The sequence below is a fragment of the Pseudomonas sp. UBA7530 genome (assembly GCF_002479365.1).
Taxonomy (GTDB): domain Bacteria; phylum Pseudomonadota; class Gammaproteobacteria; order Pseudomonadales; family Pseudomonadaceae; genus Aquipseudomonas.
In genome coordinates this window covers 151,798-164,129 of record NZ_DLMS01000010.1, presented here as the reverse complement: position 1 = coordinate 164,129, position 12,332 = coordinate 151,798, and the positions used below count along the sequence as shown (strand labels likewise).

At 62.2% G+C, this 12,332-nt stretch carries 11 protein-coding genes; 7 read left to right on the top strand and 4 right to left on the bottom strand.

The genetic code is table 11. The annotated features are described in order from the left end of the window. Window positions 1-244 precede the first annotated feature (244 nt). Window positions 245-916 (top strand): DUF502 domain-containing protein, encoded by a 672-nt coding sequence (locus tag B2U07_RS13975; RefSeq protein WP_275547684.1) that lies wholly within the window; start codon window positions 245-247, stop codon window positions 914-916. Here B2U07_RS13975 and B2U07_RS13970 read toward each other — a convergent pair. Next, a complete protein-coding gene (locus B2U07_RS13970; protein ID WP_197858659.1) occupies window positions 913-1,380 on the bottom strand; it encodes an Lrp/AsnC family transcriptional regulator in 468 nt (155 codons plus the stop codon). The two genes, B2U07_RS13975 and B2U07_RS13970, sit on opposite strands and share 4 nt — an antisense overlap. Before the next feature lie 127 nt (window positions 1,381-1,507). Between B2U07_RS13970 and B2U07_RS13965 the strand changes: the two genes are divergently transcribed. The 4 genes from B2U07_RS13965 to B2U07_RS13950 all read left to right on the top strand — a co-directional run bounded on the left by B2U07_RS13965 (window position 1,508) and on the right by B2U07_RS13950 (window position 4,658). Beyond that, the gene (locus B2U07_RS13965; RefSeq protein WP_275547685.1) at window positions 1,508-1,834 is read left to right on the top strand and encodes a hypothetical protein; all 327 of its coding nucleotides are present in this window, start codon (window positions 1,508-1,510) and stop codon (window positions 1,832-1,834) included. A gap of 123 nt (window positions 1,835-1,957) precedes the next feature. Continuing rightward, window positions 1,958-3,742 carry a GspE/PulE family protein gene (locus tag B2U07_RS13960; protein WP_275547686.1) on the top strand — a complete coding sequence of 595 codons (1,785 nt, stop codon included), beginning with the start codon at window positions 1,958-1,960 and terminating at the stop codon, window positions 3,740-3,742. Between the two features lie 234 nt (window positions 3,743-3,976). Then, window positions 3,977-4,231, top strand: a complete 255-nt coding sequence (locus B2U07_RS13955) for an NfeD family protein (RefSeq protein WP_275547687.1) — start codon at window positions 3,977-3,979, stop codon at window positions 4,229-4,231. 88 nt (window positions 4,232-4,319) lie between these two features. After that, entirely contained in the window at window positions 4,320-4,658 is a 339-nt protein-coding gene (locus B2U07_RS13950; RefSeq protein ID WP_275547688.1) for a DUF2388 domain-containing protein, read from the top strand. A 71-nt stretch (window positions 4,659-4,729) separates the two neighbouring features. Here B2U07_RS13950 and B2U07_RS13945 read toward each other — a convergent pair whose 3' ends face one another. From B2U07_RS13945 to desA, 3 genes are all read right to left on the bottom strand, one after another. Continuing rightward, complete coding sequence (locus B2U07_RS13945) at window positions 4,730-6,040, bottom strand: OprD family porin (protein ID WP_275547689.1); 1,311 nt, start codon at window positions 6,038-6,040, stop codon at window positions 4,730-4,732. Between the two features lie 420 nt (window positions 6,041-6,460). Continuing rightward, window positions 6,461-7,432 (bottom strand): sensor domain-containing diguanylate cyclase, encoded by a 972-nt coding sequence (locus B2U07_RS13940; RefSeq protein ID WP_197858654.1) that lies wholly within the window; start codon window positions 7,430-7,432, stop codon window positions 6,461-6,463. Between the two features lie 109 nt (window positions 7,433-7,541). Further along, entirely contained in the window at window positions 7,542-8,732 is a 1,191-nt protein-coding gene (gene desA, locus B2U07_RS13935; protein WP_275547690.1) for a delta-9 fatty acid desaturase DesA, read from the bottom strand. Between the two features lie 167 nt (window positions 8,733-8,899). Here desA and dibA point away from each other — a divergent pair, with 167 nt between their 5' ends. Together dibA and B2U07_RS13925 are read left to right on the top strand one after the other, a co-directional pair. After that, entirely contained in the window at window positions 8,900-11,200 is a 2,301-nt protein-coding gene (dibA, locus tag B2U07_RS13930) for a phosphodiesterase DibA (protein ID WP_275547691.1), read from the top strand. Window positions 11,201-11,202: 2 nt separating this feature from the next. Beyond that, window positions 11,203-12,324 carry an HDOD domain-containing protein gene (locus B2U07_RS13925; protein WP_275547692.1) on the top strand — a complete coding sequence of 374 codons (1,122 nt, stop codon included), beginning with the start codon at window positions 11,203-11,205 and terminating at the stop codon, window positions 12,322-12,324. Window positions 12,325-12,332 lie beyond the last annotated feature (8 nt).

The following is a 12,332-nucleotide window of genomic DNA, read 5'->3' as shown; positions in this document are numbered from 1 at the left end:
CCGTGTCCATGGCCCTGCCGAATATGCTCGGCCTGTAGCCGTTCAGACCAACGCTGCTAATTCGGTACCCTGTGTACCCACTCCGCCCGGCCTCTGTGCCGGGCTTTTTTTTGCACGCCAGCAAAGCGAAACGGTCGTAGGAAAGATGTTGTCGCCATTTCCCGGCTCGCGGGACAGACATGACTGCACGGTGCAGGACATCCTGGCGTAAAGTCGCCGGCATCTTCATCAAGGAAACCGAGGCATGATCAGACGCAGCCTGAAATCCGTCGTCGCTACCTGGCTGACGGGCCTGCTGGCGCTACTCCCGTTGGTGCTGACTCTGGCACTGCTCGCCTGGATATTCAGCCTGTTCAATCGCCTGGTAGGCCCGTCGACGCTGATCGGTCAGTTGTTCGCCGCCCTCGGCCAGCCCTTTTCCAGCAACGGCTACATGGCCTATCTACTCGGCAGCCTGGTGCTGCTGGCCAGCCTCTACCCGCTGGGCCTGGCCGTGCAACTGGGCCTGCGCCGCCCGTTGTCCTGGCTGCTCGACCGCACGCTACGGCGCACCCCACTGATCGGTAACTTCTACAACCTGGCCGACCGCTTCGTGGGCCTGCTGGACAAGAGCAAGAATCCGGACATCACCACCATGGCGCCAGTGTGGTGCTTCTTCGGCGGTGATGGTGCCGCCGTGCTCGCCCTGCGCCCGAGTTCGGAAAGCGTGGAGCTGGACGGCCGCGCCTACTGCGCCATTCTCATTCCCACCGCGCCGATCCCCGTCGGCGGTGGCCTGCTCTACGTACCGGAGCAATGGGTGCGGCCCGCCGACATGGGCGTGGATCAGTTGACCAGCATCTACGTGTCCATGGGGCTTACACCTCCTGGCAAGCGCAACGCCGAGCAGTCGCCTCCGGTGGTGATCAAGTCTTAAGCCAGCGGCAAACTGGTGGTGGACTTGATCTCCGACAGCGCGACGATGGAGTTCACCTCCTGGATACCAGGCACCAGTGACAGCTTCTCGAAGAAGAAGCGCTCATAAGCCTCGATATCGCGGGTGACGATGCGCAGCATGAAGTCCACCGCGCCCATCAGCACATGGCATTCGAGCACCTCGGGAAACTCGCGCATGGCTTCGGCGAACTCGGTCAGGTTGGAGCGGCCATGGGCGTTGAGTTTGACCTGGGCAAAGACCTGCGTGTGCAAGCCGATGCGCTTGCGATCGAGCAGCGTCACCTGCTTGCGGATCACCCCCTCCTCCTTGAGCCGCTGAATGCGGCGCCAGCAGGGCGATTGCGACAGGCCGATGCGCTCGGCGATCTCGGCGGTGGCCAGGCCGGCGTCCTCCTGCAACAGGGCAAGAATGCGTTGATCATAGGCATCCAGCGCGATGGACATAAAAATTCCTCCTAATCAGAACAATAAGGCAATTCTATCCAGTAAAACCGCATTAACACAGAGAACCAGGCAGAACTTTTGCCGGAAGAAGGCGGACACTTAGGCAAAACCTGCCCGAGCTTCCGCCATGCCTGATACCACTCCGTTTCCGCCTACCTACAACCGTCGCGATCCCTGGCAGGATCGCCCCAATGCCTGTGTCGAATACCAATTGCGCACCGACGCCGAAGCCGACGTGATGTGCCGCCTGCTGGGCCTGTTCGCGCAATTGCAGCTGTTACCCGAAGCCTTGCACATGGAGCGCCTGCAGGATGATCTGCACATCAGCCTGCGCCTGCCCGGTATCTCGCTGCATCGCGCCGGCGTGCTGGCGCAGAAGCTGCGCGGCCTGGTGTGCGTGTGGGAGGTGAGCTGGCAGCATCTGGATCACAGCCTGGTGACGGAGGTGGCCTGAAGCGGGCATTCGGTCACGCCAGACACTTCGCCCTCACGCAGCTTTTCGGGCATCCTAGCTCGGCTGAAAGGTCGTTGAAGAACGACCTGCTACCCTTGTTCAGGCCGACCACGAGGAGCCCGCATGTCCGCCTTCACCGCTACCGCACCTGATCGTGTACTGGATCTTGGTGACCTGCTGCGCGAGCTGGTGGCTCAGGGCCGGGTCGATCAGGACGTGGCCGAGCAGTGCCTGGCGATTCGCCGCAGTTCGCTGAACCACACCCAGCACCCGCTGGAGTTCCTCGCGGCGCAACAGGTCGATGACCTGACGCGACCGGGCAAGAAGCTAGACCTGGAAAGCCTGACCGTCTGGCTGGCCAACTTCGCCGGCCAGCCCTACCTGCGCATCGACCCGCTGAAGATCGACGTACCGGCGATCACCCCGCTGATGTCCTACGCCTTCGCCCAGCGCCATAAGATTCTCGCCGTGGCAGTGGACAGCGAGTGCGTCACCATTGCCAGCAGCCAGCCGCTGGTGCACAGCTGGGAAGCCAACCTGGTTCATGTGCTCAAGCGCCCGATCAAGCGCGTAGTGGCCAACCCCGCCGACATCCAGCGCTTCACCACCGAGTTCTATCGCCTGGCGCGCTCGGTCAGTGGCGCAAGCGCCACCGATCAGAAGGTCAGCGGCGTCGGCAACTTCGAGCAACTGCTGAGCCTGGGCGCCCAGGATCAGGAGCCGGATGCCAACGACGCGCATATCGTCAATATCGTCGACTGGCTGTTCCAGTACGCCTTCCAGCAGCGCGCCAGCGATATCCATATCGAGCCACGCCGTGAGCAGGGCTCCGTACGCTTTCGCATCGATGGCGTATTGCACACCGTCTATCAGTTCCCCGCCCAGGTCACCATGGCGGTGGTCAGCCGCCTGAAGAACCTCGGTCGCATGAACATCGCCGAAAAACGCAAACCGCAGGACGGCCGGGTCAAGACCAAGACCCCGGATGGCGGCGAGGTGGAGCTGCGCCTGTCGACCCTGCCCACCGCCTTCGGCGAGAAGATGGTGATGCGCATCTTCGACCCCGAAGTGCTGCTGAAAAGCCCGGACCAGCTTGGTTTCTCCCCCGAAGATCTGCGCCGCTGGGCCAGCATGACCAGCCAACCCAACGGCATCATTCTGGTCACCGGCCCCACCGGCTCGGGCAAGACCACTACGCTGTACACCACGCTCAAGCAACTGGCTACGCCGGAAGTGAACGTGTGTACCATCGAAGACCCCATCGAGATGATCGAGGGCGCCTTCAACCAGATGCAGGTGCAGCACAACATCGATCTGAACTTCGCCAGCGGCGTGCGTGCGCTGATGCGCCAGGACCCGGACATCATCATGGTCGGCGAGATTCGCGACCTGGAAACCGCGGAAATGGCGATCCAGGCGGCGCTCACCGGTCACCTGGTGCTCTCCACCCTGCACACCAACGACGCCCCCAGCGCCATCACCCGTCTGCTCGAACTGGGCGTGCCGCATTACCTGCTCAAGGCGACCATCCTCGGCGTCATGGCCCAGCGCCTGGTGCGTACCCTGTGCCCGCACTGCAAGGCGCCGGTGCAACTGGACGAGGACACCTGGAACGGCCTGACCCGGCCTTGGAGCTCGCCGCTGCCGACTCAGGCGCACCACGCCGTCGGCTGCCTGGAATGCCGCGAAACCGGCTACCGCGGCCGTGCCGGGGTCTACGAGATCATGCTGCTCAACGACGCGATCAAGCCGCTGATCAATGCCGACACCGACCTTACCGCCCTGCGCCGCGCCGCCTTCAAGGACGGCATGCGCAGCCTGCGTCTGTCCGGCGCACAGAAGGTAGCGGCCGGGCTGACCACCATCGAGGAAGTGCTGCGCGTCACGCCGCAGAGCGAGCAGCGCTGACAATCCGCAGCGGCGGGCCAGCGATCATCGCTCAGTTGCGAATTAGCCGTCGACCTCCAGCGCGATTGGCAACCAGTTCTCATGGATCACCAGGCACGCGCCCACCTTGCGAAGGGGTCGGCGGCAGAGCACGGATGGCTATGCTTAGATGGAAGAATCTGGCAATGGAGTCCAAACGATGCACACCGAAAGGCGACCGGCGAACCCTCTGGCTACAGGTAGCCGCGTCTTCTCATGATCACCTACCTGCAACAACTGTCGTTCTGGGACTGGCTGGCTCTGGCTACCCTGCTGTTGATTCTCGAGGTGTTCGGCGCCGGTGGCTATCTGCTGTGGATAGGTCTGGTGGCTGTCGGCATCGGCGCGCTGTCCTATCTTTTCCCGGATCTGCCCTGGGCCTGGCAGTTTCTATTGTTCGGTGCGCTGGCAGTCGTTTCGGCACTACTCTGGTGGCATCATCAACATCGCGCGCACAGGCTGCGGAACTGACCGGCGTGGCAACCGGCCATCGCCTGCGAGGAACCACAAGCGGCCAAAAAGACTCCTAGGAGAGGAACCACCCTACAGGAGCTTCATCATGCGTGTAACGAGCCGTGCCGCGCTGGCGTTCAGCGCCTGCCTGATCGCCCAGACCACAGCTGCCGATGGCCTGCTGCGCGATATTCTGTCCTCGGGCGCCACCACCGCCTCGACCTACCTCACATTCAAGGATCGCAAGCTGGTCGCGGCGACTGAAGAAGACGCCAGCAGCTTCGTCGCCAGCAACGGCGAAATCCGCGGCCCGCATCTGGAAGCTGCAATGCAGCAGTTGCGCAGCGCCAACCCGCAATTGCAGGACGCCGACGATATGGCCCTGGCCAGTGCCATTCTCGCTGCATCGGCAAATGCGAGCGAGAACGTAGCGAACGCAAAATGAAAAAGCCCGCATCTTTCGATGCGGGCTTTTCGTTAGAGCGCAGGCAGAGACAGCGCCCTGCCAATAACGCCTTAGAGCAGCGGCAGGGTGTAGCTGACGATCAGACGGTTCTGGTCGGCATCAGTAGCGGCGTTGCCACGCAGCATACCGTTACGCCAGCCCAGGCCCAGACCTTTCAGAGCACCGTCCTGGAAGACGTAATCCAGAGCGATATCGCGTTCCCATTCTTTGGCATCGCTGCCAGTGGTCTTGATATTGGTGCCCTTCAGATAGGCTACCGAAGCCTTCAGGCCCGGCACGCCGACGCTGGCGAAGTCATAGCTGTACTGACCGAAGGTGGTGCGCTCACCGGCGCGGGTGAAGCTGTTAACCAGACGGTCAGTCAGCAAATACACGCTGGCGCCCGCGGAACCTTCGATGCCGCCCTGGTTCAGCTGGACGAAGTTGCTGTCTTCGGAAACACGCTGATGGCCGAGCATTACGGCATGGCTACCCAGGCTGTAAGTGAAGGCAGCGCTCCAGGTGTTGTTGTCGATCTCGCCGTCACCGTTGCGGGTGTAACCACCGACGGAGTAACCCGCTTCCTTGCCGTTCTTACCGTCGGAAGTGGTATGGAAATAACGCAGGTCGGTCTTCAGGCTGCCTTCGCCCAGGGCCAGATTGTGGCCCAGACCAGCGAAATGCTGCTTGTAATAGTCTTCCAGATTCGCGTAGTAGTACTGCGCAGTCAGGTCGCTATTGACCTTCCAGTCACCGCCAGCGAAGTAGAACTTGTTGGAGGCTTCGCTACCGCCAGCGACCGACAAGCCGGTGCTGTTGCTCGAAGCACGGCTGGTGGCGCGCTCGATCTGACCTGCTGTCAGGGTCAGGTTGTCGATTTCGTTGGAGGTGATCATGCCACCTTCGAACATCTGCGGCAGCAGGCGGCCGTCGTTGGAAACCAGGATCGGCAGCTTCGGCATCAGAGTGCCGATACGGCCTTCGGTCTTGGAGATGCGAACCTTGGCAGTCGCGCCAGCCTTGCTGAAGTCATCCACAGCGCTGCCATCGCTTTCCAGCGGGAACAGCTGGCCCGGAGTACGGTCACGATCGGCTTTAGTAGCACGACCACCGCCATCCAGACGCACGCCCAGCATGCCCACGGCATCAACACCGAAACCCACGGTACCCTCGGTGAAACCGGACTGGTAGTTGAGGATGAAACCCTGACCCCACTCGCTGGCCTCACCATTATTGTTAGTGGTGTTCTTGGTGTTCTGGTCGAAGTAGAAGTTGCGCATGGTCAAGCTGGCCTTGCTGTCACCGATGAAATCGGCGAAGGCGACTTGGCTCAGGCCCAGGGTGCTGGCGGCTACGGCCAGTGCCAGGGAGGTCTTTCTCATTATGTTTCTCTCCAGTGTGTTTAAGGTGACGCATCGTCCGGCGCAGGCTTCGGCACGAAGAGGCAGGCCGGAACGAATGGGGCATACGCACCCGCGAGCCAGGACACGGCTAAAGCCGGGCTCGAATGGGCGCGTGAAAACTCAGGAAGAACGCAACAACGGCGAACGCAACGAAGCGACCGGAATGAGGGCAGAGTGGTGCATGAGGAGAACTCTCTCGTCGTTGTTATTTTACGCCGACATCCTGCCGGCATCTGGCGGGGCTATGCAGATAGCGCGCCAGCTCCTGCCAGCGTGAGTGTAAGGCTTCCAGAACAACAGGTTACAGTTTTTCTGCAGACGAATGACCAGTCAATGACAATTCAGTGTCGGCAATTTTCCGCCCATGAGAACCAGCTCTCAGGCGGAAAATCGCCAGCCTCATCCCAGCACGATCTGGTTCTTGCCTTGCCGCTTGGCCAGATACATCGCTGCATCGGCGCGTGCGTAAAGCGCATCGAGGCTGACATCGGTCGCCAGCAGACTGGTCAGACCCTGGCTGACGGTAATGCTGAAGCTGGTGCCTTCATGCTGAAAGCTGAGGCGTTGCACCTCACGCTGCAGTCGTTCAGCCACCTGCAAGGCCACATCCTGCTCGCAGCCGGGGAACAGCGCCGCGAACTCCTCGCCGCCGATACGCCCGAACAGATCGCCGCGTCGCAGGGCATTGCTGCCGCAATGAGCCAGGCGCCGCAACACCTCGTCACCGATCTGATGACCGTACTGGTCGTTGATCTTCTTGAAGTCATCGAGATCGAGCAGCAGGAAGGCCAATGGGCTACCAAACTTGCGCGCATGTTCGAACTCGCGGCGGGCACACTCGAAGAAGTGTCTGCGATTGCTGCTCTGGGTCAGCACGTCGGTGGTGGCCAGGCGATGCAGCTCCCCCTCCAGACGCTTCTTCTCGGTGATGTCTTCGGCGATGCCGACGATGACATTGCCTTGTACCGAGCCCAGCCTCGGGCTGACGAAACACTTGTCGCTGAGCCAGCGCAGTTGGCCATCGGCGCGAATGATGCGGTACTCGCGCGACTCCACAGCGCCGGTTTCCAGCACTTTGGCCAGGCTTTCGGCGGCGTAATCGAGGTCATCCGGGTAAATGCTGTTGCGCCATTCGCCGTAGTCAGCCAACAGTAACGCGGCAGAGCGGCCAAAAATGCGCTCATAGGCAGGGCTTACATAAATCATCCGCTGCTCGTTCCAGTCGAAGGCCCAGAGCACCGCGTTGACGCTGCCAAGCAGACTGCTGAACAGCTGCTCGCGTTCACCCAGACGTTCCACTTCGGCCCGGCTGTGCAGCAGAGCCAGGGTGAGTTCTTCCAACTCGGAAACAGCGTTGCCTTGATCGTCCATTACAGCGGCCATCCCGCCTTGCCTCGCATAGAATTGAGCATAGTGCGAGCTGTTGGACAAACACAAAGGCCCGCCAGTTCGGCGGGCCTTCGCTTGTAACGAATGACGATCAGGCAGTGGCGCCGGAAGGTCGCAGCGAATAGGTCTTGAGCTGCTCGGCGAACTCTCGCAGCGACTGGATGCCACTGGCCTCGGCCTCATGCACCCACTGCTTCATGGCCTCGAGCATGTCATGGCCGTTGCTGCTGGTCTTGACCCAGATCTGCTGCAGCGCCAGGCGCTTCTCGTAGATCACCTTGAGCGCCTGGCTTTGCGCCAGCATGTCGGCGATGCGCGCATGGTGCTGCTCTTCCAGCAGGCTCGGTTCGCGCGACAGCAACCGCTTGGCACGACGGAAGAGGTGACGAACGGACTCGTCGGCCTTGGCCACTTCCTGCTTGACCAGCGGCGCGATCACCAGCTTGCGGTACTGCGCCATGATCTGGAAACGGTTGTTGAGAATGGCCATGGCAGTGTCCATGTCCAGATGCCCCTTGCCTTCCACGCGATGGGCGATGGGCGCGACGCGCTGCACCTTGGCCAGGCCGAGGAAGCTGAACAGCTTGATCCAGGCCCAGCCCATGTCGAATTCCCATTTCTTCACCGACAACTTGGCGCTGTTGGGGTAGGTATGGTGGTTGTTGTGCAGCTCTTCGCCACCGATGATGATGCCCCATGGCACCAGGTTGGTAGCAGCGTCGCGGCATTCGAAGTTGCGATAGCCGATCGCGTGGCCCAGGCCGTTGATTACGCCGGCGGCCCAGAACGGAATCCACATCATCTGGATCGCCCAGACGGTCATGCCGAGCACGCCGAACAGAGCCAGGTCGATGATCGCCATCAAGACCACGCCGCCAATCGGATAGCGGCTGTAGACATTGCGCTCGATCCAGTCATCCGGGCAGTTCTTGCCATAGATGCGCAGGGTTTCCTGATTCTTCGCCTCTTCCTGATAGAGTTCGGCACCTTTGCGCAGCACAGTGCTCAGGCCCTTGATGACCGGACTGTGCGGATCATCGACGGTTTCGCACTTGGCGTGATGCTTACGGTGAATCGCGGTCCACTCGCGGGTGTTCTGGCCGGTGGTCAGCCACAGCCAAAAACGGAAGAAATGCTTGAGCGCCGGGTGCAGTTCCAATGCCCGATGCGCAGAGTAGCGGTGCAGATAGATGGTGACGCTGACGATGGTCACATGCGTCATCAGCAAGGTCGCAGCCACCAGCTGCCAGACCGACAGGTCGAGTAAACCGTTGTACCACATGGGCGCTGTTGCCTCTTGATAGGGAAACGCGGTTGTCCTACAAGGACGAACCAGATCACATTATCCCTGACCCATGCCAGAAAACCAGTTGGTCTTTTAGATAAGAATGTTTCAGAGCCACCGCCTCTATACTGCCCAACATTTCCAGGGAGCGTAGCCGCCCACCCATGCGTATCGACACCGCCGCCTTGCGTCTGACCCTGGGCTACCTGCTCCTGGCCGGTCTATGGATTCTTCTCAGTGATCAGCTACTCGCGGCTCTGGGGCTTTCCGTGGCGCAGCAGGATCGCCTGCAATCGCTCAAGGGCCTGTTCTTCGTCGTACTCACCAGTTCGCTGCTTTACCTCGTGCTGCAGCGTCATGCCCGGCAACATCGCAGCGCACGCCTGCAACTGACGGGCAACGAGGAACGCCTGCGCCTGGCGCTGGACGCCACACGCGACGGCCTGTGGGATTGGGACGTATCCAGCCGCCGCGTATTCTTTTCCGAAGGCTATGCCAGGCTGCTCGGGCTGACCCCGCAGACGCTCGGCGACACCCGCGAAGACTGGGCTGCACGCCTGCATCCGGATGATCGGGAGCGCGCGCTGCATGCGCTCAATGCCGAATTGAGCGAACAACCCTACGAGAATATCTACCGCCTGCGTCATGCCGATGGCAGCTACCGCTGGATTCACTCCCGCGGTCGTCTGCTGCGCGACGAAAACGGTCAGCCACAACGCTTCATCGGTATCGCCAGCGACATCACCCGGCAACGTGCCATCGACGATAGTCTGCGCCAGGCCGCAGCCGTGTTCGATGCCACCCAGGAAGGCGTACTGGTCACCGATGCCGAGCAATGCATCGTTCACGTCAATCCGGCCTTCAGCCGCATCACCGGCTACAGCAGCGAGGAAATTCTCGGCCAGCACCCCACGCTGCTCAAATCCGGCCGCCACGACGCCGCCTTCTACCAAAGCCTTTGGCACGCTCTGGAGAATCGCGGCGCCTGGAGTGGCGAAGTGTGGAACCGGCGCAAGAGCGGCGAAATCTACCCGCAGTGGCAATGCATACGCGCGATCTACGACGAGCAGGGGCGCGTCAGCCATTACGTGGCGGTGTTCTCCGATATCACCGCGCTCAAGCGCTCGCAACGTGAGCTGGATTACCTGGCCCACCACGACCCGCTGAGCAACCTGCCCAACCGCCTGCTGTTCACCGAGCGCGTCGCCCATGCGCTGGAACGCAGCAGGATCGAGGAATTGCGCGGCGCAGTGCTGCTGATCGATCTGGATCACTTCAAGCACATCAATGAGAGCCTTGGCCACAACGTCGGCGACCTGCTGCTCAAGAGCGTCGGTGAGCGCCTACAGCAAGACCTGCCCAACGGCGTCACCCTGGCCCGACTGGGCGGTGACGAGTTCGGCCTGCTCAGTGAGAATTGCAGCGAAGCTGCGCAGGCAGCCGAGCTGGCGCAGCTCCTGTTGCAAAGCCTGGAAACGCCTTTTCGCCTCGACGGTCACGAGCTTTACATCGGCGCCAGCATTGGCATCAGCCTGTTTCCCGAGGATGCCGACAGCGTCGAGCAGATCCTGCGCAATGCCGACTCGGCGCTGTTCAAAGCCAAGAGCAGCGGCCGCGAAGGCTATGCCTTCTATGTGCAGGAACTGACCGACTACGCCCGCCAGCGCGTGGAGCTGGCCAGCAGCCTGCGCCACGCCCTGGATAACCAGGAGCTGCGCGTCTACTACCAACCGCTGCACGATCTACGCGATGGTCGCCAGGTGGGCATGGAGGCGCTGGTGCGCTGGCAGCATCCGCAACGCGGGCTGATCCCACCCGGCGAATTCATCCCGATTGCCGAAGACAACGGCATGATCGGCGTCATCGACGCCTGGGTGCTGGAACAGGCCTGCCGCCAGATGGTGCGCTGGAATACCGAAGAGCACGCGTTGAGCTTCGTCGCGGTGAACGTCTCCAGCCGTCTGTTCAGCCGCGGCGAGCTCGACCAGAAGGTCGCCAGCGTGCTCGCCGAAACCGGCCTGCCTCCCGCGCAACTGGAGCTGGAAGTGACCGAAAGCGCGATCATGGAAGACCCCGACGCCGCTCTGAAACTGCTGACCAGCCTGCGCGCGCTGGGCGTGCGCCTGGCGATCGACGACTTCGGCACCGGCTACAGTTCGCTGGCGCGCCTCAAGCGCCTGCCGGTGGACAAGCTCAAGCTCGACCAGAGCTTCGTCCGCGGCTTGCCCGACGACCCCGAGGATGCCGCCATCGCCCGTGCGGTGATCGCGCTGGGCAAGAGCCTGGGCCTCAAGGTCCTTGCAGAGGGCATCGAGCAACCGGACCAGGCCGATTTCCTGCGTGAGCTAGGCTGCAACTATGGCCAGGGTTATCACTTCGGCCCCCCACAACCGGTAGCGGCCGAGACCATCGACACCACGTCACGCAACGACGCGAAAAGTAGCCAGTCCAGCACCAGGAGCTGAACATGCGCGTGCTGATTCTCGAAGACGATCCCTGGATCGCCGATCTGCTCAAACAGATCGTACTGAGCCTGCGCCCTGGCGCTCGGGTCGATTGCCAGACGCGCGTGGCCGAGGCCATCGCCGCCTGGCACCGCGAACCGGCGCAGTTGGTGATCGCTGACTGGAACCTGCCGGACGGCAGCGGCACCTTGCTGCTGCAGGCCGTGCGCCGCCAGGATCGCGAGGTCGCCCTGGTGATGATCACGGCCCGCGCAGACCGCAACAGCGTGCTCGAGGTACGCCCCCTGGGCATCAATGCCTTTATCAGCAAGCCGTTCCAGGTACCCAAGGTTCTGGAATGCCTGCAGCGACTGCTGCCCGAGGCAGCCTCGCCGACCGCTACGCCCGCTGGCGAAGAGGACTTCCTTCAGCACCTCGCGACGTTGCCTGACGACGAGCTCGACCTGCCCCTGCGCGATGATCTTCGCCAGCAGCTGCTCGCCATCACCGAAGCATCCGCCAGTCTGCAGCAGCTTGGCGATCTCTGGCAGCAGGACCCGGCCGTGCAGGCGCGACTGGTCGCTGCGGCCAACAATCCGCTCTACAACAGCGCAGGCCAGCCATGCAGCAGCCTGGCCGACGCCGTACGCCGCCTGGGTGCGGCCACTGCGCTGAATCTTGTCCAGGGCCTGGCGCTGCGCCCGGTAGCCAGCCTGCAGGACACTGACCTGAAGACCCAGGGCGAAAGCCTGCTGCAAGCGCAGTTGAACCTGCGCCAGAGGGTCGCGGAGCTGGCCAGGGCCTGCCAACTGGACCCGGCGCCGCTGCAATGCGCGGCCATGCTGCAGCGCATGGGCGAGTTGGCCGTGCTGCAGCAGGCGCAGATCTGGCGCAAGCGCGGCCTGGAGCTGCACGAAGCGCAGCTGCAACAAGCCCTGCGCCAGCACAGCAGCGAGCTGGCCAACCGACTCAAGGCTTACTGGCGCCTGCCCATCGGCTTGCGAGAGCTGATCGGCGCCTGTTATGCCCTGGCGCCGGGCAACGCACGCCGCGAGCCCATCGTCATGCGCCTGGCCAGTGCCGAAATGCACAGTGCCGAAAGCCAGGAAGTACAACGCCTGCGCCGCCTGGCCGGGCTGACCTGAGGCACGAC